At 63.6% G+C, this 21,711-nt stretch carries 25 protein-coding genes; 16 read left to right on the top strand and 9 right to left on the bottom strand.

Translation table 11 applies throughout. From position 1 onward, the window contains the following. Positions 1–1,455: TonB-dependent receptor plug domain-containing protein (locus VMR39_RS16640; protein WP_325417101.1), on the bottom strand; the 1,455-nt coding region annotated here is incomplete at its 3' end. Positions 1,456–1,577: 122 nt separating this feature from the next. Here VMR39_RS16640 and VMR39_RS16635 point away from each other — a divergent pair. The 6 genes from VMR39_RS16635 to VMR39_RS16610 all read left to right on the top strand — a co-directional run bounded on the left by VMR39_RS16635 (position 1,578) and on the right by VMR39_RS16610 (position 6,463). After that, complete coding sequence (locus VMR39_RS16635; RefSeq protein WP_325417099.1) at positions 1,578–2,690, top strand: ROK family transcriptional regulator; 1,113 nt, start codon at positions 1,578–1,580, stop codon at positions 2,688–2,690. A 372-nt stretch (positions 2,691–3,062) separates the two neighbouring features. Next, the gene (locus VMR39_RS16630; RefSeq protein WP_325417097.1) at positions 3,063–3,806 is read left to right on the top strand and encodes a DUF4198 domain-containing protein; all 744 of its coding nucleotides are present in this window, start codon (positions 3,063–3,065) and stop codon (positions 3,804–3,806) included. 32 nt (positions 3,807–3,838) lie between these two features. After that, the gene (locus VMR39_RS16625; protein WP_325417095.1) at positions 3,839–4,219 is read left to right on the top strand and encodes a hypothetical protein; all 381 of its coding nucleotides are present in this window, start codon (positions 3,839–3,841) and stop codon (positions 4,217–4,219) included. Positions 4,220–4,230: 11 nt separating this feature from the next. After that, positions 4,231–4,959, top strand: a complete 729-nt coding sequence (locus tag VMR39_RS16620) for a HupE/UreJ family protein (protein WP_325417093.1) — start codon at positions 4,231–4,233, stop codon at positions 4,957–4,959. A gap of 1 nt (position 4,960) precedes the next feature. After that, entirely contained in the window at positions 4,961–5,572 is a 612-nt protein-coding gene (locus VMR39_RS16615) for a hypothetical protein (protein ID WP_325417091.1), read from the top strand. A 225-nt stretch (positions 5,573–5,797) separates the two neighbouring features. Next, positions 5,798–6,463 (top strand): peptidylprolyl isomerase, encoded by a 666-nt coding sequence (locus tag VMR39_RS16610; protein WP_325417089.1) that lies wholly within the window; start codon positions 5,798–5,800, stop codon positions 6,461–6,463. Positions 6,464–6,486: 23 nt separating this feature from the next. On the opposite strand, the gene VMR39_RS16605 is transcribed toward VMR39_RS16610, so the two are convergent. Further along, entirely contained in the window at positions 6,487–6,723 is a 237-nt protein-coding gene (locus VMR39_RS16605) for a DUF2061 domain-containing protein (RefSeq protein ID WP_325417087.1), read from the bottom strand. A gap of 116 nt (positions 6,724–6,839) precedes the next feature. On the opposite strand from VMR39_RS16605, the gene VMR39_RS16600 reads away from it, so the two are divergent. Continuing rightward, the gene (locus VMR39_RS16600; RefSeq protein WP_325417085.1) at positions 6,840–7,580 is read left to right on the top strand and encodes a DUF72 domain-containing protein; all 741 of its coding nucleotides are present in this window, start codon (positions 6,840–6,842) and stop codon (positions 7,578–7,580) included. A 333-nt stretch (positions 7,581–7,913) separates the two neighbouring features. Here VMR39_RS16600 and VMR39_RS16595 read toward each other — a convergent pair whose 3' ends face one another. Then, positions 7,914–8,099: a PspC domain-containing protein gene (locus VMR39_RS16595; RefSeq protein ID WP_179043888.1), complete on the bottom strand. Its 186-nt coding sequence runs from the start codon at positions 8,097–8,099 to the stop codon at positions 7,914–7,916. 49 nt (positions 8,100–8,148) lie between these two features. Continuing rightward, positions 8,149–8,457: a hypothetical protein gene (locus VMR39_RS16590; RefSeq protein WP_325417082.1), complete on the bottom strand. Its 309-nt coding sequence runs from the start codon at positions 8,455–8,457 to the stop codon at positions 8,149–8,151. Here VMR39_RS16590 and VMR39_RS16585 point away from each other — a divergent pair. After that, positions 8,446–8,847 (top strand): gamma-glutamylcyclotransferase family protein, encoded by a 402-nt coding sequence (locus VMR39_RS16585; protein WP_325417081.1) that lies wholly within the window; start codon positions 8,446–8,448, stop codon positions 8,845–8,847. The genes VMR39_RS16590 and VMR39_RS16585 overlap by 12 nt on opposite strands. Positions 8,848–8,940: 93 nt before the next feature. On the opposite strand, the gene VMR39_RS16580 is transcribed toward VMR39_RS16585, so the two are convergent. The 4 genes from VMR39_RS16580 to argH are packed head-to-tail and all read right to left on the bottom strand — an operon-like array spanning position 8,941 to position 12,645. Beyond that, on the bottom strand, positions 8,941–9,720 hold the full coding sequence (locus tag VMR39_RS16580) for a siroheme synthase (RefSeq protein ID WP_325417079.1): 780 nt from the start codon (positions 9,718–9,720) through the stop codon (positions 8,941–8,943). After that, complete coding sequence (gene lysA, locus VMR39_RS16575; RefSeq protein ID WP_325417077.1) at positions 9,720–10,997, bottom strand: diaminopimelate decarboxylase; 1,278 nt, start codon at positions 10,995–10,997, stop codon at positions 9,720–9,722. Before lysA ends, VMR39_RS16580 begins: the two co-directional genes overlap by 1 nt. A gap of 17 nt (positions 10,998–11,014) precedes the next feature. Next, positions 11,015–11,278: a hypothetical protein gene (locus VMR39_RS16570; RefSeq protein ID WP_325417075.1), complete on the bottom strand. Its 264-nt coding sequence runs from the start codon at positions 11,276–11,278 to the stop codon at positions 11,015–11,017. Beyond that, positions 11,275–12,645 (bottom strand): argininosuccinate lyase, encoded by a 1,371-nt coding sequence (gene argH / locus VMR39_RS16565; protein WP_325417073.1) that lies wholly within the window; start codon positions 12,643–12,645, stop codon positions 11,275–11,277. Before argH ends, VMR39_RS16570 begins: the two co-directional genes overlap by 4 nt. A 43-nt stretch (positions 12,646–12,688) precedes the next feature. Here argH and VMR39_RS16560 point away from each other — a divergent pair, with 43 nt between their 5' ends. From VMR39_RS16560 to VMR39_RS16540, 5 genes are all read left to right on the top strand, one after another. Then, on the top strand, positions 12,689–13,294 hold the full coding sequence (locus tag VMR39_RS16560) for a TlpA disulfide reductase family protein (RefSeq protein WP_325417111.1): 606 nt from the start codon (positions 12,689–12,691) through the stop codon (positions 13,292–13,294). Between the two features lie 271 nt (positions 13,295–13,565). Next, positions 13,566–16,097, top strand: a complete 2,532-nt coding sequence (locus tag VMR39_RS16555; protein ID WP_325417071.1) for a TonB-dependent receptor — start codon at positions 13,566–13,568, stop codon at positions 16,095–16,097. A gap of 68 nt (positions 16,098–16,165) precedes the next feature. Further along, positions 16,166–17,287 carry an aminotransferase class I/II-fold pyridoxal phosphate-dependent enzyme gene (locus VMR39_RS16550; RefSeq protein ID WP_325417069.1) on the top strand — a complete coding sequence of 374 codons (1,122 nt, stop codon included), beginning with the start codon at positions 16,166–16,168 and terminating at the stop codon, positions 17,285–17,287. Beyond that, positions 17,284–18,540 (top strand): aminotransferase class V-fold PLP-dependent enzyme, encoded by a 1,257-nt coding sequence (locus tag VMR39_RS16545; RefSeq protein ID WP_325417067.1) that lies wholly within the window; start codon positions 17,284–17,286, stop codon positions 18,538–18,540. Before VMR39_RS16550 ends, VMR39_RS16545 begins: the two co-directional genes overlap by 4 nt. A gap of 18 nt (positions 18,541–18,558) precedes the next feature. Next, positions 18,559–18,990 (top strand): RidA family protein, encoded by a 432-nt coding sequence (locus VMR39_RS16540; protein ID WP_325417065.1) that lies wholly within the window; start codon positions 18,559–18,561, stop codon positions 18,988–18,990. An 80-nt stretch (positions 18,991–19,070) separates the two neighbouring features. Here VMR39_RS16540 and VMR39_RS16535 read toward each other — a convergent pair whose 3' ends face one another. Continuing rightward, entirely contained in the window at positions 19,071–19,682 is a 612-nt protein-coding gene (locus VMR39_RS16535; RefSeq protein WP_325417063.1) for a response regulator, read from the bottom strand. A 147-nt stretch (positions 19,683–19,829) separates the two neighbouring features. Here VMR39_RS16535 and VMR39_RS16530 point away from each other — a divergent pair, with 147 nt between their 5' ends. Genes VMR39_RS16530 through VMR39_RS16520 form a run of 3 tightly spaced genes read left to right on the top strand, consistent with a single transcriptional unit; the run spans position 19,830 to position 21,705 of the window. Next, positions 19,830–19,970 carry a hypothetical protein gene (locus tag VMR39_RS16530; RefSeq protein WP_325417061.1) on the top strand — a complete coding sequence of 47 codons (141 nt, stop codon included), beginning with the start codon at positions 19,830–19,832 and terminating at the stop codon, positions 19,968–19,970. Further along, positions 19,967–20,779 carry a hypothetical protein gene (locus VMR39_RS16525; RefSeq protein ID WP_325417060.1) on the top strand — a complete coding sequence of 271 codons (813 nt, stop codon included), beginning with the start codon at positions 19,967–19,969 and terminating at the stop codon, positions 20,777–20,779. Before VMR39_RS16530 ends, VMR39_RS16525 begins: the two co-directional genes overlap by 4 nt. Next, positions 20,767–21,705, top strand: coding sequence for a transposase (locus VMR39_RS16520; RefSeq protein WP_325417058.1), 939 nt, complete (start codon positions 20,767–20,769; stop codon positions 21,703–21,705). Before VMR39_RS16525 ends, VMR39_RS16520 begins: the two co-directional genes overlap by 13 nt. Positions 21,706–21,711 lie beyond the last annotated feature (6 nt).

Below are 21,711 nucleotides of genomic sequence, written 5' to 3'. Positions count from 1 at the left end.
GTTGAGCACGCCATTGTCGGTCACGCGGCCGATCTCGGTCCCCGAGGCATTGTAGGCGACGAGATCCAGCGTGCGCGGCTTGCCCGCCACCTCGATCAGATAATTCTGGTAGAGAGTGCGGCTGTCCTCGCCATAGAGGCTGCCGTAAAGGCCGAGCTTCAAGTCGTGGCTGCCGATGCCGGTTTCGAACTTGCGGGCGACCGACAGGTTGGCCTGACCCGAATAGAATTTCGAGTGGATGTCGCGATACTGGCCCTGCATGACCAGACCCGATGCTGAATAGGGATCATAGACGGTGTTGGTGCCGGCCAGCGTATAGCCGAAATGGTCGACGGCACCGAAAGCAGTGGTGGCGCGGGCCAGATAACCGGCGGCGAAGCTGTTGCCGTCCGCTGGGTTGGTGGTCGAATAGAAGGCGGTGAAATCCAGCTTGCCCTGAGTATAACCAGCCTTGGCGGACACGAGCCAGTCGCCGAACTCGCCGTCATATTGCGCGCCGAAATTGATCATCTGCATATGGCGGCCATCGGACAGATCGCTGTTGCGGCTCTGGATCTGACCGGCACCGTCGCGATACATCAGGTTGACGCGCCGTAGCGCCGGCGAGTTCATCGTCCCTTCGAAATAATCGATATATTTGTCGAGCGAGACGCTGGGATCGCGCGGATCGGCGGTCGGGATCGGCAGATAGAAGACGTTATGGTCGTTCACATAGTTCACATTGAACTTGACCGATCCATTGTCGAAATCATGCTTGATGTTGGCGCGGATCTGGCCACCCTTGTCATTGGGGAAGCCATTGTCGCGATAGCCGTCATGCTGACGGATGAAGCCGCCGATCGCATAATAGGTGTCCTTGCCCAGCGGCCCGGCCTGATAGGCGTCTAGGCGATAAAGCCCGGTGTCGCCCAGCGTCAATTGCGCCTTGCCGCGCGGCGTATCGCTGCCGGTGACGGTGATGGCGTTGATGATCGCGCCCGAATAGCTGGCATAGACCGGCGCCGGGCCGCCGCGCACGACCTCGACATGGTCGGTCATCAGATCCTGTTTCAGGATCGCGTCGCCACGGAAGAAGACGCCGTCATTCTCGTGGAACAGCGGCAGGCCGTCCTGCTGGAAGCTGACGAAGCCGCCATCATTGGGCAGGCCGCGGATACGGTAGATATTCTGGACTTCGCCGCCGGTGATTTCGGTCTGGAAACCGGGCAACTGGCCGATCAGATCAGCGAAGTTCACCGGCGCGATCTTCTCCACATCCTCGTTCGAGATGGTGTTGATCGCATAGGATACGTCGAAGCGGCGCTGGGCGCGGGTGGAGCCGGTGACGATGATGTCGCTCGGCCCGTTGCCGGCGTCGGCGGCCTGGTCGGCCGGCGCGCTATCCTGCGCAAAGGCAGGCGAAATGGAACAGAGCGCCGCAAGGGCGGTGCCGGTGGCAAGGATGGTCTTGAACATGGGAGCCCCTCTTGATTGGTCGGGCGCTCCCCTGACCGCGCGATGTGACATTTTTAATTATTGTTGTGAAAATAAATAAATCGACATAACGGGTCGTCGCTTTTTATCGGGACGGATCGGCCATGCAGTTTCCCAATCTGGACAAGGATCAGCGGCGCATTCTCCAGATGCTGCGCAAATCGGGGCCATTGTCGCGGTCGGCGCTGGCCGACGCATTGGACATCAGCGGCACGGCGCTGACCCGCCTGTCGCGCGATCTGCTGGGGCTGAACCTGGTGGAAGAAGTGCCGGGCGCGGAAACGCAGGGGCGGGGACGTCCGGCCATTCCGCTGCGCCTTGCGGGCCATGGCGGCTATGCCGTGGGGGCGACGGCGCACAAGGGCTTTCTCGATATCTCGCTCATCGACTTCACGGGGGCTACCATTGCGACCCGTCATGAGGCGGTCGAACCGATCGACCCCCATGGTTTCGCGCAGAAGGTGCGGAGGATGACGCACGAACTGGTGGATCGGCACGGCCTGCTGGGACGGCGGATGCTGGGCCTTGGCGTCGCCGTGCCCGGCCCGTCCCTGTCTCCGGCGGGTGATCGGTGGAGCGTCGTCGACGTCCTGCCCAACTGGCGGGATGCGCCGTTGCGGGATATATTGTCCGCCGAGATGGGCTGGCCGCTCTGGATCGAGAATGATGCCAATGCGGCCGCCATCGCCGAATATTATCTTGGCGGCCTGCTCCGGGATTTTTCCACCATCGTCGTGCTGTTGCTGGGCTTCGGCATCGGCGCCGGCGTCATCGTCGATGGTCGGCTGGTGCGCGGCCAATATGGCGTGGCGGGCGAGATTGGCTGTCTGTTTCCGGGGCATCTGCCGCGTCCCAGCCCTCTGGACCTGTTGGCGATGCTTCGCCGTGCTGGCTGCGATCTGTCGTCGGTTGCCGATATCGACGCCAACGCCGCAGAGCAGGCGCCCACGATCGAAGCCTGGCTGGACAGGGCGGCCGAGCAACTGGAAATGGTGAGCAATACGGCCTTCGCCTGGCTTGATCCGGGGGCGATCGTACTGGCAGGCACCTTGCCGCCCGCCATCCTCCAGGGACTGGCCGACCGGCTCGACCGGGCGGATCTCGTGACCACCGTTCACCAGCGGCGCCCGCCGGTCCGCATATCGAACCTGCATGGTTCGCCGATCACCTTCGGCGCAGCCCTGTTGCCGATTCACGCCCTGGCCGCTGAAGCTTAAAACGGGCTGAGACCGGCATAGTCCGGCGGTCCTGTTGGCGCCGTGCCAATGGCGCGGGCGGGCGATGCCGAAAACATGGGATATGATGGGGCAACGGGCAGATATTCGGCAGAATCTATCGCCCGATGAAACGGAAATGACATCCTCTGTCATGTCGACCCGATACGCCTATTGTCATTGGAAGCGGAAGTCACGCCGGACGCGGATTGCAACGTGACCTCACGCAGATGGCGGCCATTTCGACGCCGGTTTTGAATATCCGAATGATGACGCAATTGCGGTGGCGAACCAGCATAGGGGGCGTTTGCCCCAGCCACTTGCTGCGCCTTTCAACATAGTATTGCGGGCATGAAATAGGGAAGGGAAGCATTTATGAAGTTGGTTCGACTGCTATCCGCAGGTGTCGGGGTGAGCGTCATGCTCGCAGCGGCCACACCGCTGAGCGCCCATGGCATCTGGTTTGCCCAGCGCGCGCGCCAACTCGCTCTCATCTATGGCGTGGGTGCCGACGATCTGGACGCGGTGAAGCGCCTGCCGCTGGTCAAGACCGTAACCGGCTATGACAGCGATTGGGCGCCGGTGAACGCCTCCTTGCGTGCCGCGGGTGCGATCCCGGTGGTCGACAGCGACGAACCGGTGGCCGCCGTCGCGGCGGTCATGGATTATGGCTATTGGAGCAAGACGCCGGACGGCGAGTGGCACAATAAGGGCCGAGACGAAGTCCCTAACGCCACGCTGGCCGAGCATAATTTCAAATATGCCGTTCACCTGACGCAGGTGCCGACCAAGCCAGTGCCGCTTCTGGAAGGCCATACGCTCCAGCTGGTGCCGGCGGACCTCAACATTCCCCAGAAGATGGGCGAGCCGATGAAGGTGCGCGTCTTTTACAAGGGCAAGCCGGTCGAAGGCGCCACCGTCATGCAGGATTATGTCAACGATCCTGACGAGGCCGCTCCCGCCAAGACCGGCCCGGACGGCACCGCCACCATCAAGCTGCGCAACCAGGGCATCAACGTGCTGATGGCCATCTATGTCGGCCAGACCACCGACAAGAAGGTCGACCATGAGGAATATCGCGCCTCGCTCTCCTTCGTGATCCCCCACCTGCCGGAATAAGCCTCGCGACCAAAGCAATGGAGTGACATGTCATGAAGATCGATCTTTTCCGTACCGGGCTTGCCGCTCTGGCACTCGCCGCTCTGCCCGCCGCCGCCTTCGCCCATGGCAGCATGAAGCCGCAGCATGGCGGCATGGTCCAGATGTCCGGCGAAACGATGATGGAACTGGTATCCGGCCCCAAGGGCGTCGACGTCTATCTCAGCGAGGAGGATGAGCCGATCCCGGCTGCCGGCTACACCGCCAAGCTGACCCAGACCGTAGCCGGAGCCAAGACCGAAGCGGCGCTCAAGCCCGCTGGCGGTAACAAGCTGACCGCTGCCGGGTTCAAGGCCGCCAAGGGCGCCAAGCTGGTCGTCGCCCTGGTCGACAAGAGCGGCGCGAAGATCTTCGCGACCTTCCAGACCAAATAAGGGCGCCAGACATGCACAGCGCGATCCGATCCCCGCTCCAATCCCCAAATATGCGGCGGATCGCGCTGCTGCTATCGGGCTTGGCCTTTGCGCTCATGAGCAGCGCGCTCTGGGCGCATGGCGTCAACGAGAATGACAAGGCCTTCATCGAGGGCGCGTCCGGCGTCAACATCATCCCCTATATGTATCTGGGGGCCAAGCATATGGTCACCGGCTACGACCATCTGCTGTTCCTGGCCGGCGTCATCTTCTTCCTGTACCGACTGAAGGATGTCGGTGCCTATGTGACGCTGTTCGCCATCGGCCACAGCACCACTTTGCTGCTGGGCGTGCTGCTCGACATCCGCGCCAACCCGTTCATCATCGACGCCATCATCGGCCTGTCGGTGGTCTACAAGGCGATCGACAATCTGGACGGGTTCCGCACATGGTTCGGCGTGTCGCCCAATCCCAAGGCTGCGGTGTTGATCTTCGGCTTCTTCCACGGCTTCGGCCTCGCCACCAAGATCCAGGAACTGACGCTGGCCAAGGACGGGCTGATCCCCAACCTCATCAGCTTCAACATCGGCGTCGAAATGGGCCAATTCATGGCGCTGACCATCATCCTGCTGCTGATGAACATCTGGCGTCTCAGCGACAGTTTCCGCCGCAGCGCCATCGTCGCCAACGCCGCGCTGATGACCGCCGGCTTCGTCCTCATCGGCTTCCAGTTGGCCGGCTATTTCACCCAAGGGGCCTGACATGACCACGCAGACCATTTCCGCGCTTCCGACCTCGATCAAGCCGTCCCCGTCTGCCCTTGCCAAGGCGACCGGCGGGGCCGCGATCGCTGCCGTCGCGATCCTGACCCTCTTCGTCCTGCCCGCTGAATATGGCATCGACCCGACCGGTGTCGGTACGGCACTGGGCCTCACCGGCATGGTGGCAGGAGAAGCGGCGGAAGCAGCGCCAGCCGCAGCGGCCATGGCTCCGACCGGCGCGATCCCGACGCCGACCAGGGAGAGCATCGCGAAGGCGACGCCCTGGCGCCAGGATGGAATGACCATCAACCTGCCACCCCATAGCGGGCAGGAAGTGAAGGCCCATATGCAGACGGGCGACAGCTTCATTTTCGAATGGAAGTCGACGGCTCCGATCAAGGCGGAAATGCATGGCGAAGTAGAACATGCCGCCGACGGCGCCTTCACCGACTATTGGAAGGAAAAGGAAATCAGTGGTGGCCAGGGCGATTTCACCGCGCCCTTTGCGGGCATCCATGGCTGGTATTTCCGCAACAAGGGCGACACGCCCGTTACCGTCACCGTGAAGACGGTCGGCTTCTACAAGGATCTCTATCAGCCCAAGGCTGAATAATGGAGCATGGTCGGTACGGTGGATACTCGCCATGCCCCTCTTCGCCAGAGCTGGCAGCGGACCCGACCAGCCCGGCGTTCATCAACGAGCAGCGATTGGATATCGGCTGATCGAGGAGAGCTGACAGGTTGATCCGCTGTGGGGGGACGCTGCGCCCGGTTGCGCCATGGATGCAGCGCCGTTACGGCTACCCATCCTCCTCCCGGACTGAGTGCCCGCCTTTCCATGCGTTGTCTGTCATGCCTGTTTGCCCTGCCGATCGCTCTCATGGCGCAGGTGGCCCTCGCTCTCCCCAACAAGCCAACAGCGGGTTACACCCGCGTTGCGATCGAGACATCGGTGGGCAGGATCATCGTCGCGGTCGATCAGAAGCGCGCGCCGCGTACTTCTGCAAATTTCCTGACCTATGTGGATGACGGGCGCTTCGATGGCGTGACCTTCTATCGTGCGGCGCGGCGCAAGAGCGATCCCAAATATGGCTTGATCCAGGGCGGGATCGACACTGATGCCCGCCGGTCGCTGCCGCCGATCCCGCATGAGTCGACCATGCAGACCGGGATCAGGCATCTCGACGCCACCCTGTCGATGGCGCGGCCCAACCGGCCCAATTCGGCAATGGGCAATTTCTTCATCACCATCGGTCCCACACCCAATATGGACGCCCGCGCCGACTATATCGGCTATGCGGCATTCGGCCATGTCGTGGCGGGAATGGACGTGGTGAAGAAGATCCTTGCTGTGCCGACCTGTTGCGGGTCGGGGCCGATGCGGGGGCAGATGATCGTCAAGCCGATCGTCATCCTCCGCGCGAAGCGGCTGGACGGCACGCCCAGGCCTTCACGCGGGGTCAAGCCATGGCTGATCGGCCTGAACAGGAAGACAGCGAAATAGACAATCTCCAGGCGGGTTTGCAATCAGGCGAAGGCCGCCTGATCGCGCATCCATTGGCGTGCGCCTTCGCGCGGTGGCCGCGCCTGGATTTTCTTCCACGCCTGTTCGTGGAAGAAGAAGGCGACGGCGTTGATCATCGGTTCGATCAGGGCGATGCCCCCGGCAAGCGCCACCGATCCGGTCATCAGATAGGCGACGGTGAAACCGACGGTCAGGTGGATGCTGAGGTAAGTTCCGGTCTTGATGAGGTCGAGCGACATGGGGCGTCTCCTTGTTGCGTTCACAATTAAGAGTCGTTCGCAATAATGGCCAATGGCTTTTTCCTCTGGCTCTGATCGCTGCTGACGATCAAAACGACCGGGAGAGGAGATGCGGCATGACGGGACGGATCAGGGTGGGCATTGGCGGCTGGGTCTATGAGCCGTGGCGCGGCAGCTTCTATCCCCAAGGGCTGCGCCAGAAGGACGAGCTTGCCTATGTCGGCGAGCATCTGACCGCGACCGAGATCAACGCGACCTATTACAGCAGCCAGAAGCCCGCCACCTTCGCCGGCTGGGCGAAGGCGGTGCCGGACGGCTTCCAGTTCGCGGTGAAGGCTTCGAGATATTGCACGAACCGGCGTGTTCTGGCGGAAGCGGGGGAGTCGATCGCCAAATTCACCGGGCAGGGCATCGCCGAACTGGGCGATCGGCTCGGCCCGATCCTTTGGCAGTTCATGGCGACCAAAAAGTTCGACCCGGACGATTTCGGCGCTTTTCTGAAGCTGCTGCCCGACAGCGTCGACGGGGTGCCGTTGCGCCACGCGCTGGAGGTGCGGCATGAAAGTTTCGACGATCCTGCCTTTCTTGCATCGGCGCGCGAGGCCGCGGTGGCGGTGGTCTTCGCCGACCATGCGGAATATCCCGCCATAGTCGGCCATGATGTCGGCTTTTCCTATATGCGGCTGATGCGGACGCAGGCCGATGAACCGACCGGCTATAGTGCGGCGGACATCGGGCGCTGGGCTGATCGCGCGAAGGCGCGGGCGAAGGCCGGCGATGTCTTCAGCTTCTTCATCAGCGGGGCGAAGGAACAAAACCCGGCCGCGGCACAGGCGATGATCGTGGCTTTGCAGTAACAGAGCTGTTGCATTTGATGCAATTGGAAAGCCGTGCTTTGCGATTGTTACAAGAATATGACGGGCCTATTGGCCCGCATCCCTCATGACGGGGGATCGATTCTCGTAACTATGGAGCAAGCTATGCGTCAGATGTTTCAGGGCGCCGTCCTGGCCGTTGCCGTCGGCGTTCAGATGATCACCTTCTATTCGGTGCTGTATGCCTGATCGCGGTTCATCCGCGATCTTCATCCCGATGGATCGGGATGCCAAAAGGCCGCTCCTGGGTTAACCGGGGCGGCCTTTTTACTTTGTGATGACTTTGGATCGGGGCGGCCGTTGGCCGGGGAGGCATCAGCCTTCCGCCAGCCAGCCAGCGAGCAGATAGGCCACAACACCGATCGGACCCAGCGCGCAGAGCGTCAGCAGGACCAGGGCGACGCGGATCAGCGTGACGTCCAGGCCGGTGCGGTTGGCGATGCCCGCACACACGCCCATGATCTTTCCGTTGCGGCGGTCGAGGGTGAAGCTGTTGTTCATGAGTCTGGCCTTCTGCTTGGATATTTTCTGATTGGGGAGGGGAAGCCGATCAGGCGATCGGCACCACCGGAACTGCCGCTGCGACGAACAGGCTGGCGAACATGACGGCGCCGACGAGGGCGAAGGCGGCGTTCTGGAACTTGGCGATGGACATGATATTATTCCCTGGCTTGTGTCGGCCGGACCATCCGGCCTTGATGCCAAGCGATATTGCAGAAGGCGTGCCAATTTCGATTTTCGGCGGAAATTCGTGGATTTTTACATATTGGCGCAAATTGGCACACGTAGATATTTCTGCTTTTTGGGAAATTTCACCTGAGCTTGGTGAAAATATCAGGGGTGTTTGATGGGCGATCATTTTCTTTTCGTCTACGGCACGCTGCGGGCGGATTTCGACGGCCCGATGGCGCGTCGCTTGCGCAGTGAGGCGCGCCTTGTCGGGCCGGCGACCGCGCATGGCACGCTCTACCGGATAGCCGAATATCCCGGTTTCGTTTCGGAGGGCGACGGGACGGTCGCCGGCGACCTGTTTGCGCTGGATGATGCGGAGGCGACGCTCGCCTGGCTGGACGACTATGAGGAGTGCAGCGGGCGCTTTCCTGCACCACACGAATATTGCCGGGAATGGATGACGGTAGACGGCCCCGACGGGGAAGTCATGGCCTGGGTCTATGTCTATGCGTGGGATGTGGCCGGGCGGGAACAGATTGCGGATGGGGATTTTCTGGCGGGAGGGCGGGGTGGCTGACGACCAGGAGCAGTCACCTCAATCCGTTCGGGCTGAGCCTGAAGCGAGGCTGGGAAACTGAAATGTCCGCAAACCGCGCATCCTGGTCCTGTCTCAGTCCAGGAACGGATCTGCGCTTTCGAGGTCCAGCCAGAGCGACAGGCCATCGCCTGGCACTTCAGGTGGCGCTTCCGCGATGATCCGCACCGCATCGGCGCGCGCCCGGTCGAGGATCGCCACAGGCACCTGCGCCGCATGATAAATCCGATCCGCTTCGCCCAGCAGCCGTGCCGCACGCAGCGTCAGGTCGTCGGGGTCGCCGGAGATCAGGCGGATCACTTCCAGCCGCGACGCGGCTTGATCGCCGTCCTGCGCCAGCCACAGAGGCACGGCTCCAGCCGCGTCCTCCTGAAAGGGGTCGATGATCCCGCCCGGCGCCAGCCCGGCATCGATCGCACGCCGCCGTGTGCTGGCATCGGGCCAGCGCGCGCGGACTTCAGGGCGTGCGCCGAACAGCGCCTCGGCCAGCGCGCCCAGACGTGTCGGCAGCATCGCTTCCAGCCGTTGCCGCAATGCCTTGGCCAGCCCCGCCGACGCGCCGCCGGTACCGATGGCGATCAGCACGGGCGCGCGATCCACGATCGCCGGCAGGGTGAAGTCGCATAGCTCCGGTCGGTCGGTCGCATTGACCAGAACGCCCCGCGCCCGTAGGCGCAGCACCGTCGCCTCATCGCCATCGGATACGATGGCGATCCGCGCATCCGGATCGTCCTCGCCGACGATGCGCGCGCCTGCCCGCTCCAGCAGGCGGCGCTTGGCGTCGGCCGCCTCGCCAGCGCCGGTCAGGATGACCGGACGGCCCGTCAACGCAAGGAAGACGGGCAGGCTCTGCATCAGCGTTCAGCCTTTTGGGAGACCCAGTCGGGGATGATGTCGGCGTCGATCAGCGCCTGAATCGGCGGGCGTTCGCGCACCACCGCCCATTTGTCGCCCGACACGAGGACTTCGGGGGTGAGCGGGCGGCTGTTATAGGTGCCCGCCATGGTCGCGCCATAGGCACCCGCGGTCATGAAGGCGACCAGATCGCCGGCTTGCACCACGTCCATGTCGCGATGCATGGCGAAGGTGTCGCCCGTCTCGCACACCGGTCCCACCACATTGGCAGTTTCGCGCCTTCCCACGGGTTTCACCGCGCGGATATCGTGCCAAGCGTCGTAGAGGCTGGGGCGCATGAGGTCGTTCATCGCGGCATCGACGATGACGAAGGGCGCCTTCGCTCCCTGCTTCACGCGCACCACGCGAGACAGCAGCACGCCGGCATTGCCCACGATCACCCGGCCCGGTTCGAACATCAGCCGCACCGGCCAGCCCTGCGTCACCCGGCACACCATCGCGCCATAGTCGGCGGGGCTGGGCGGCAGCGGCTGCGAGGGGTCATAGGGCACGCCGAGGCCACCGCCGAGGTCGGCGGTGCGGATGTCGTGGCCCGCTGCGCGCAGTTCATCGATCAGCGCGCCGACCTTGACGAAGGCCGCCTCCAGCGGGGCGAGATCGGTCAACTGGCTGCCGATATGGACGGCGACACCTTGCACGTCGAGGCCGGGCAGATCGCGGGCTGCGGCATAGCTTTCCAGCGCACGGGCATAGGGGATGCCGAACTTGTTTTCCGATTTGCCGGTCGAAATCTTGGCATGCGTGCCGGCATCGACATCGGGGTTGATGCGATAGGCGACGGGCGCCTTCTTCCCCATCGAGACGGCGACTTGCGACAGCATCTCCGCTTCCGGCTCGCTCTCCAGATTGAACTGGTAGATGCCCTGTTCCAACGCGATCCGCATTTCCTCGGCGGTCTTGCCGACGCCGGAAAAGACGATGCGGTTGGCCGGGATGCCGGCCGCTACCGCGCGCAGCAATTCGCCGCCCGACACCACGTCCGCGCCCAGCCCCAGCTTCGCCAGCGTCGCCAGCACGGCGGCATTGGGGTTGGATTTGACCGCGAAGGCGATCAGCGGGTCGGCAAGCTGCGACAGACCATCGCGGAACACGCCGACATGGCGCTCCAGCGTCGCGGTCGAATAGATATAGACGGGTGTGCCGACCGCCTGCGCGATGGCGTCCATCGGCACCTGCTCCACCTGCATGGCGCCGTCGACATAGGTGAAATGATCCAAGGTCTGTTCCTGTTGATTTATTTCGGCTGCTTTTCGGGCGGCAGGTCGAATTCGTCATTGCCGCGCTGGCGCGACTGGGTGAGCAATTCGACGCTGCGCTCCGGGCGTGCCTGAATGGATGGGGTGAGCAGATCAGTACTGGTCGGCGCGGTCGCCGCGCCCACCGGCACGGCGGGCAGTTTCTGTCCCTGCACCGGTTTCAGCGGCTGACGCCCGCCGCAGGCCGTCACGGTGAGGGCCAGCGCCATCAGTCCCAGCCCGGCAAGCGTCTGCTTCCTCATGCTCCCAGTTCCTTCCTTGCATCGGCGATGCGCGCGCGCACCTGCGCCGGCGCAGTGCCGCCATGGCTCTGGCGGCTGGCGACCGAGGCGTCCACGGTCAGCACCGCATAGACACGATCGTCGATCCGCGCGTCGATGTCTTTCAGAGTTTCCAGCGGCAACTGGTCGAGTGGCACCGCCGCCGCCTCCGCCGCCGCGACGGCGCGGCCGGTGATATGATGCGCCTCACGGAAAGGGATGCCGCCTTCGCGCACCAGCCAGTCGGCGAGGTCGGTCGCGGTGGCGAAGCCGCTTTCGGCAAGGCCGCGCATCCGGTCGGTGCGGAACGTCACCGTCTCGATCATGCCGGTCATCGCCGCGATCGACAGGCCGAGCAGGTCGTGGGCCTCGAACACCGGCGGCTTGTCGTCCTGCATGTCCTTCGAATAGGCGAGCGGCAGGCCCTTCATCGTGACGCAGAGCGCGGTCATGCAGCCCATGATGCGACCCGCATGGCCGCGCACCAGTTCGGCGGCGTCGGGATTGCGCTTTTGCGGCATGATCGAGCTGCCGGTCGAATAGGCGTCGGGCAGTTTCACGAAGCCGAAGGGCTGGCTCGCCCAGATGATGAATTCCTCCGCCAGCCGCGACAGGTGCAGCGACGCCTGCGTCGCCGCCATCAGATAGTCGAGCGCGAAGTCGCGGTCGGATACGCTGTCGAGGCTGTTGTCGGTCGGCTTGGCGAAGCCCAGCGCCACCGCCGTCATGTGGCGGTCGGTCGGGAAGCCGGTGCCGGCCAGTGCGGCTGCGCCCAGCGGACATTCGTCGGCGCGGGCGCGGGCGTCAGCGAAGCGGCTGCGGTCGCGGCGCACCATTTCATAATAGGCCATCAGATGATGGCCCAGCGTCACCGGCTGCGCCGATTGCAGATGGGTAAAGCCCGGCATGACCGCATCGGCATGTTCCTCCGCCCGCTCCACCAGCGCGCGCTGGAGACCAAGCAGTCCGGCTTCGACCTCATCGATGGCGTCGCGCACCCAGAGGCGGAAATCGGTCGCCACCTGATCGTTGCGGCTGCGCGCGGTGTGCAGGCGACCGGCCGCCGGACCGATCAGTTCGGCGAGGCGCGACTCCGTGACCATGTGGATATCTTCCAGGTCCAGATTCACCGGCACACCATTGGCTTCATATTCGGCGGCGATCGTGTCGAGTCCCGCGGAGATCGCATCGGCGTCCTCCTGCGAAACGATGCCCTGTTTCGCGAGCATCGCGACATGCGCCTTGGACCCGGCGATATCCTGTTTCCACAATCGCTTGTCGAAGGGGATGGAGGCATTTATCTCACGCATGATCGATGCCGGGCCGGCGGCGAACCGGCCGCCCCACATGCTGTTGGAGCCTGCTTCCGTGATATCGTCATTCCGCGCGCTAATGATACTGCTCCTGCCTGCCGTTCTGGCGGCCTGCGATAGGCAATCCCAGCCCCCGGAGCAAGATAATGCGCAAGCCGATGCCGCCATCAGCGGAGAGGTTCCTGCGACCTCCGGTGAAGCGAAGGGGGGCGGCGCGAAGGACAGCGCCTTCAACTACAAGCTTGACCGCAGCAAGGCCGGCGCCCCTGCGCCCGATTTCGCCTTCCTCGACCCCGATGGCGGGGAACGGACGTTGCAGGATTATGCGGGGAAGCCGATGCTGGTCAATCTCTGGGCGACATGGTGTGCGCCCTGCGTTGCGGAAATGCCGACGCTTGACCTGATCGCGGCGACCCATAGCGGCAAAGGCCTGGCCGTACTGACGATCTCGCAGGACAATCAGGGCATGAAGGCGGTGCAACCCTTCTTCGAGAAGCACAAGCTACCCCACCTCAAGGGCTATGCCGATCCGGAAAACCAGTTCGGATTCCACTATGCGACCGGCCTGCTGCCCACCACCATCGTCTATGACGCGCAGGGCAAGGAAATGGTGCGCGTGGTCGGCGCGATGGATTGGGAAAGCGCGGAGGGCAAGGCGCTGATCGATGCTGCGACGGCGTCTTGAACGGGGTGCCATCCCTTCGTTTCGACTGGAGATTGCAAAGACGAACGGGGATGAAAAGTCCTCCATTCCATTTCGTTGCAAAATGATCTTCGACGAATGCAAAGACTCCATTTGCCATATGAGCTGCCCGGTTAATAAGATGGACGGATTTTAGCAGGAAACGCTTGGGAAATATTACCGATTTCCTGCATTTTTTTGCACTGCAATAGAGGATTTCGAAAGGCCGACCGTCATCCCCCTTGTCATCCATAATGAAAATCAGGGGGCATGAATGACGAGACTATCCACACTTAAACTTTCCTTGATCATGGCATCGTCCTGGTCCGCCTGCGCGATGGCGCAGGAAGCGCCGCAGCAGCCGCAGGCCGATGACGGCGCGGCGATCATCGTTACCGGCACTCGCGCCGTCGGCATGTCGGCGGCCGACAGCGCCGCCCCGGTCCAGGTGCTGGGCGAATCCGCCCTCGCCAAGGTCGGCCAGCCCAACCTCAACCAGGCGCTGACCCAGATCGTGCCGAGCTTCACCGCCCAGACCCAGGGCACCGACATGTCGAACTTCGCCCTGTCGGCCCGTCTGCGCGGCCTCAGCCCGAACCACACGCTGGTCATGGTCAACGGCAAGCGCCGTCATGGCTCCTCGATTCTTCAGGTCATCGCCGGCCCGTTCCAGGGTTCCGCCGCGCCCAGCATCGACCTCATTCCGCCGGACGCCGTCGACCATATCGAAATTCTTCAGGACGGCGCCGCCGCCCAATATGGCACGGACGCGATCGCCGGCGTCATCAACCTCATCCTCAAGGATGAGAATGAAGGCGGTAGCTTCAAGGTCACGGGCGGCCAATATTATAACAGCGAAGGCGAATTGTGGAGCGTCAGCGGCAATACCGGCTTCAAGCTGGGTGAAGACGGCTTCTTCAACGTAACCGCCTTCCACCGTCGTCAGAACTATACCTCCGTCGGTACCGGCCAGGTGCAGGTCACGCAGGCGGACGGCACGCTCCAGCCCAATGTCCCGCGCCAGTGGGAAAATCTGGACGGCGACGCCCTGGCCGGGATCAACGGCGGTCAGGCCAAATCCGAACTCAGCCTGCTCTTCTACAATATGGGCTATGATTTCGGCGGCATCGAATTTTACAGCTTTGGCGACATCTCGCATCGTGTGGGCTATGCCAAGCAGGGCTATCGCCACCCGTCGCGCATCTGTAACGTGCCCGGCAACAGCGGCGGCAGCATCACGAGCGCCGCTTATGATCCCTCGCTCTGCCTCGGCAATACCGGCGTCGTCGGCATGGTGCCGCAGCAGAAGGTGGTGCAGGACGAATATAGCATCACCGGCGGCGTCCGGGGCGATGTGGCCGACTGGAATTACGATTTCGGCGTGACCTACGGGTCGGACAAGAACCAGATCTACACGATCGATTCCGCCAACCGCTCGCTCTACCAGAATACCGGCTTCACCCCGACCGACTTCTATGACGGCATGTTCAAGCTGACCCAGCTGACCACCACGCTCGACATCCGCAAGGAATTCGACGCGGGTCTGGCAGGGCCGCTGACCTTCGCCTTCGGTGGTGAATATCGTCGCGAGAAATACACGATCGGCGCGGGCGACGAAGGCTCCACCTATCTGGAGGGCGGCCAGTCTTTCCCCGGTTATCAGGCGAGCGACGCCGGCACGTTCGGCCGCCATGTGAAGGCGGTCTATGCCAACGTCATCCTGGAGCCGGTGGACCGCTGGACCGTCGATCTTGCGGGCCGTTACGAAGATTATAGCGACTTCGGCGACACCACGATCGGCAAGATCACGACCCGCTACGACTTCAACGACGCCATCGCCATCCGCGGCACGGCCAGCACGGGCTTCCGCGCGCCGACGCTTCAGGAAGGCAATTATTCGGCGACCAACGTCAGCCCGACCGGCGCCGTGCTTCAGCTGCCGCCGTCTTCGGCCGCTGCCCAGCTGCTGGGTTTCAGCGCCCTGAAGCCGGAAAAATCGACCAACTTCTCGGCCGGTATCGTGCTGCGTCCGATCCCGAAGCTGGCCGTCACGCTTGATGGTTACTACATCAAGATCAAGGATCGCATCGCCGGCACCGCGCAAATCCGCGGCACCGTCAATGGCGTGATCCAGCCGGGCAATGCCGCCACCGGCGTGCCGACCGGCCAGCAGGTTCTCGACGCCATCGCCGCCCGCGGCGTGGCCATCGACAATGTGCCGAACCTGGGCGTCGCGACCTTCACCAACGGCGTCGATACCCGCACCATGGGCCTCGACTTCGCGGCGAGCTATCCGATCAGCTTCGACTTCGGTCACCTCGACCTGTCGCTGACCGCCAACTACACCAAGACGAAGGTCACGAAGAACCGCATCCCCGGCCTCTTCAGTGCGCAGTCGGTCAGTTACCTGGAAGACGCGTCGCCCGACTACAAGATCGGCTGGGGCGGCCTGTTCACCAGCGGCAAGTTCAGCCTGAACGTGCGTGAAACCTTCTATGGCAGCTCCAGCGTACTGGTGTTCCCGGCGATCAGCGGTGCGCCGTCCTTCACGGGCGTCGTGAAGGCAGCCGCCATCACCGACCTCGAAGCCGGCTATGAGTTCACCGATGCAGTGACCTTCTCGGTGGGTGCGAACAACCTGTTCAACAAGCGCCCCGAAGTGCCCAAGCTGCTGACGGGCTACACGATCGCTCCGGGCGTTTCGCCCTATGTGAACGGCAGCACCACCTACAATTCGCCCTATGGCCATGGTGCCTATGGTAGCGCGGGCGGCTATTATTACGCCCGTATCGACTTCAAGTTCTAAGACGAGGTCACGAAGGGAGGGCCGGTCCGTAAAAGGGCCGGCCCTTTCCGTTTCAGGGAGAGATACCGATGCGCGTTTCCCGCCGGATGCTGCTGAACGCCACGCTGGCCGCGGCCGGATCGGCGGGCGCCGTGCCCACCCTTGCCCAGCGCGGCCGCAAGGTGGCGCTGCCCGACGATCCGGGCGGCATGGTCGCCACGCTGACCGACGCCATCTACATCAACAGCAATGAACATCCCGATGGCCCCGCGCCCGCCGCGCTGGAAGCCCTGGCCAAGTTGCCGCATCTGTCCGGCCGCTATGGCATGGCCTTCGCCGCCAAGCTGGAGAGCCTCTTCGCCCGGCAGAATGGTCTGGCCCCCGATCAGGTGCAGGTCCATCCCGGCTCCTTCATGCCGCTGCGTTCCGTGGCGCTGACCTACAGCACGCCCGACCGACCGATCGCCTATTTCGAGCCGACCTTCGATCAGGGCTTTCTCGGCCCTGGCGACCAGAGCGTAACCCGAGCGGTCGCCGTGCCGCTCTCGGGCGATTTCATGGCCAATTCGCGCCAACTGCTCGCTGCCGCTCCCGATGCCGGCGTCTATTATCTCTGTAATCCCAACAATCCGACCGGCCTCACCACCCTGCGCGCCGACATCGAATGGCTGCTGGCGAACAAGCCCAGGGGCAGCATCCTGCTGGTCGACGAAGCCTATATCCATTTCAGCGATGCGCAGAGCTGCCTCGACCTCGTCGCGAAGGGCGCGGATGTGCTGGTGACGCGGACCTTCTCCAAGATTTACGGCCTAGCCGGGCTGCGTTGTGGCCTGATCTCGGGTCGCAAGGATCTGCTGGACGGCATGGCACGCTACGGCGTCAACATCACCCCCATGCCTGCGGTGATCGCGGCAGAGGCCAGCCTGCTCGATCCCGCCCTGCTTCCCCGGCGCAAGACGGAGAACAAGGCGATCCGCGACGATCTTGCTGCCTGGTGCAAGGCGAAGGGACTGCGCACCCTGCCCAGCGAGGCCAGTTTCATGATGATCCATGTCGGCCGACCCGGCGCGGACGTCACGGCCACGCTGGCGAAGGAGGGCATTATCGTCGGCGGTCCGCGCAAGCATATGGAGGACTGGGTTCGCGTGTCGATGGGGACGCCGCAGGAGATGCAGGCGTTCAAGGCGGCGTTGCTCAAGGCGCTGGCATGAGCCTATCGCGCAGGCAGGCGCTGGGCGCGGCGATTGCCGTCCCGGTCGCGGCGCAGGCGGCACGCGCCGCATCATCACCCAGCCTGCCGGACAAGAACAGCTTCGCCGTCACGCCCGTTGCCTATCTCGACAGTGCGTCGACCCATCCGATCAGCCTTGGCGCGCGCGCGGCGATGGATGCCTATGTCGGTGGGCGCACGCTCGATCCCGCCGCTCTCGCTCGCAAGCCGGTCGACCGCGCCGCCATCATCGCCAAGTTCGCGCGGCTGGTGAACGCCGATCCCGACGAAGTCACCTGGGTCCAGTCCACGACCATGGGCGAGCAGGCGGTGCTGCGGGCGCTGGGTTTTCCCCACAAGGGCGGCCGCATCGTCACCGACACGCTTCATTTCTACGCCGGCTTCCCCATGTATCAGGAACTGGCGAAGCAGGGCGTCGACGTCGCCTGGGTGCAGGCGCGCGACGGGCGCATCCTGCCGGAGGACATGGCCAAGGCCATCACGCCCGGCACGCGGCTCGTCAGCCTGTCGCTCGTTTCCACCTATAATGGTTTCCAGCACGACCTGAAGGCGGTGTGCGACCTCGCCCATCGGGTCGGCGCGCTGGTCTATGCCGACATCATTCATGCCGCCGGTGCCGTGCCGGTGGACCTGCATGGCAGCGGCGTCGATTTCGCCGCCTGCGCGACGTATAAATGGCTGATGGGCGATTTCGGCCTCGGCTTTCTCTACGCCCGGTGTGGCGTGCTGGACGATCTGCCGCTCGCGGACTTCGGCTATTATGGCTTTGCGGCCCCCGGCGCGCCGCCCGGTATCGGCCTGTCGCCGCCGCAAACCCATGTCTATCCGATGGACCCGCGCGGTGACGCGCCGGTCAGCTATATCGTCCGACCCGGCGCGCTCGGCCATTTCGGCACCGGCACCTATGCCCAATCGGTTATCGCGGCGATCGACCATGGCCTGGACTATCTCGGCGCGCTCGGCGTTCCTGTGATCCAGGCCCATGCGCAGCCATTGATCGGCGCCATGCGTGAAGGGCTGACAGCCAGGGGCTACAAGATCATCACTCCATCCGGCACTGCGACGCCGCTTCTGACCGCGCTGCTGCCGGATGCCAGGGCGCGGCTGACCGAACCGCTCGCAAGGGCGCAGGTGCGGATTTCGTTGCACGACCATCATTTCCGCATCGCGCCGTCGGTCTTCAACGATATGAAGGATGTCGACCGCCTGCTCGCCGCGCTGCCGCGTGCCTGATTCAAGGGAGAGACCGATATGAAGCGCCTTCTTGCCGCCGCCCTGATGCTGGCGACCCCGCCCGCCCTGGCCCAGCCCGCCGCAGCGCCGCAGCCGCTTCCCGCCAAGCTGCCTTTCTCTCCCGCCGTGCGAGTGGGCGACATCCTTTTCCTGTCGGGCCAGATCGGCCAGGTTCCCGAGGGTATGGACCGCCACAAGGAAGGGTTTGACGCAGCGGTGAAGGGCGCCATGGATTCGATCGGCAAGATATTGAAGGAGAACGGCCTCGATTATGGCCATGTCGTCAAATGCACGGTGATGCTGGCCGACATGGCCGACTGGCCGCGCTTCAACGCTGCCTATCTCCCTTATTTCGAAGGCAAACGCCTTCCCGCCCGCAGCGCCTTCGGCGCCAACGGACTGGCTCTGGGCGCACCGCTGGAAGTGGAGTGCATCGCCGCGGTGAAATAGAGTGTCGCGCTCCAGGATGTTGGACACGCGGATTTGCAGGAGAGGGCATAAGGTCCGCGCCCGGCCGATTTCGGAATGCTTTAGGCTGATTGCAGCCGCGAAATTTCGTCCTGTAGTGCCTGGATCGAATGGACCAGACGGGCCCGGTCGGCCTGCACTTCGCGCAGCGTATCGCGGGTTTCGCCCAGTTCCACGGCGCGGCGGGCGATGCGGGCGTCCAGTTCGGCATTATGGCGGCTGAGCGCCCCCATCTGTTCGGCGCGCTCGCACAGGTGGCGCAGGCGGGCATCGAGCAGGTCGAAATCGAAGGGCTTCACTATATGATCGTCGGCGCCGGCCTTCAGTGCCTCGATCGCGGATTGTCCGTCCTGATGGCCGCCGATCATGACAAAACAGGCCGATCCGGCGAGGTGCGCGGCGCGGATCTTGTCCATGGTCGTCACCGCCGACATCAACATCAGGCTCATATCGAGCAGGATCACGTCCACCCGCTGCGTCAGCAGCAGGCCGAGCGCAGCATGGCCATTTTCGGCGAGCAGGACATCATAGTCACGCTGCGCCAGGCGGCGGGCGAAGACCGTGCGCGCCGTGGCGTCCTCGTCGACCAACAACACGCGCAGGCGGCGTTGAGGCGTCCTGTCCTTCACGACAGCCTTGCTCTGCTGACGAATGGCGCGCCTGAAAAACTGCATTGGACCCGTTCCTGTCGATATGCCCCAAAGTGTAGGTTCGACCCACGAAGAAATGGTTAACGGCGGCCGGGCGATTAAACCGATTTAATTGGTCCGGTTCTGCGCTGCGCCATAGCCTGCCTTCGCCAACCATGAAGGAGGAACATCATGCCGCAGACCCCAATCCAACTCGCCATCGAGGATATTGCCGACCTGTCCGAGAGGATGAGCCTGTTCGGCATTGTCGATGGCGATACGCTCGACATCAGCCTGATGGATGTGGTGATCGCGATCATCGATCAGCCATGACAATGGGCGCGCTGGCCGATGCGGTGGCGGCGGCCGACGGCGCGCCGCTCGACCGGGCAGTGGCGCTGATCCGGCCGTTTATGGAGGATATCGGCTGGTTCGAAGCGCTGCTGGGTACGGAATGTGCGCGGATTGCCGACGATCCGCTGCACCTTCCCGCCTTCCGGGCCAGCCGGAGCGGGGCAGCGCGGCATCTGGTCTTCGCACGGACCGAGCGAATCTGGCTGGCAGCGACCATCGTCGATCCGGTACATAGCGCAGGAGCGCGGCTGCATTTTTCCGGTCGCCATACGCTTTGCCGACCGTTGAACCGCTTTCTGTCCGCCGACGCCTATCGGATCGAGGGTGGGCGGGCTGTGGGAACAGGGCCATGCATGTATCCGGCAGGAACCGTGATCGCGGTGGACGAGCGGCGGGAGACCCTCCGGTTCCGGCCGGACGACGCGCCGCTTTTTTTGTTGCGTGCGCAGTTCGCGCCGACAAGGGTGGTCATTTCCCGCCTGTTCGATGCTGACACGGGCGCCCCGCTCGCCCAGGCGCAGACGGATGAAGGACATTCTCGCACGCTCATGCTGTTGTCGCTGCTGCGGATGCAGCGCCGGCGCGATGCGACCCGGCAATTTGCCGAAGCGCTGGAGGGCGCTCTGCCGACGCAACGCTGGGCTGTGATGCGCGAATATCTGGCGCTCGACACGGAAAGGGCGTTACCGGCGCTCGAACATATGGCGCAGGCCGAGGAAGATGCAGGGGTGCGCATGGTGGCAAAGCGAACATTGGCGCAGATTGCGGAGGCCCGATGCCTCGCCTGATCGCACCGCCTGAAGAGGATGCAGTCATCGACCTCGATGATCTGGTCGACTGGTGCGAGAGCCATGCTTTCGACCCTTCGTGCGAGGATGGGCTGGCGGCGGCTGCGCCGATGCTGCGCGCCCTGTCGCGCAACCGCCATTTCCTGGCCGATGCAGCCATCGCCGAACTCAAGACGCGCTGCGCGGACCAGCGGCGGATCAACCCCTATTCGGCGCAGGTGATGCTGTTGCGGCCGCCGGCGGGCAAATATGTGCTGCGCGCCGCTTTCTGGCCGGCGATGAACGATCATGTCGTGCGGATGAGCGGGACCGCGCCCTTTCTCTATCATGTGCCGCACGACCATGGTTTCGATTTTCTGACGGTCGGCTATCTCGGGCCGGGTTATGGGTCGGATTATTACGACTATGATGGCGATGTGGCCGGCGCGGCGGGGGAGGCGCTGGCGCTGCGCTTCGTCGAACGCAGCCATCTTAGCGAAGGGCGGATGCTGCTCTATCGCGCCAATCGCGATATTCATGCGCAACTGCCGCCGGAGGCGATGTCCGTTTCGCTCAACATATTGGCGAGCGGGCCGGGGCAGGGCTGGCGGCGGCAATATCGGTTCGACACGGCCGGTGGCGTGATCGCCGAATGCATGACCGTGGCCAGCGCGCAAATGCTGCTGGAACTGGCGGCCGGTTGCGGCAACGGCAATGCGCTGGATCTGGCGGAAGCGTTTAGCCGCGCCCATCCGCAGGATGCGATGCGGTTGACCGCCTGGCGGGCGCTGGAGACGGGAATGGGTGCAGAAGATCGCAGGAGGCATTGGGAGCGCGGCGCGCGCAGTTCCAGCGCTTTGATCCGCCGGGCGAGCGAGAATGCGCTGCGATCGATCCATTATGGAGATGAAATGGCTTGTTTTCCTATCGCCGCAACGGTCGGGTGACAGGGA

Source organism: Sphingobium sp. (assembly GCF_035511395.1).
Lineage (GTDB): Bacteria > Pseudomonadota > Alphaproteobacteria > Sphingomonadales > Sphingomonadaceae > Sphingobium.
Note: the sequence above shows the minus strand (reverse complement) of the source record. Positions and strands in the feature narration are given on the sequence as shown.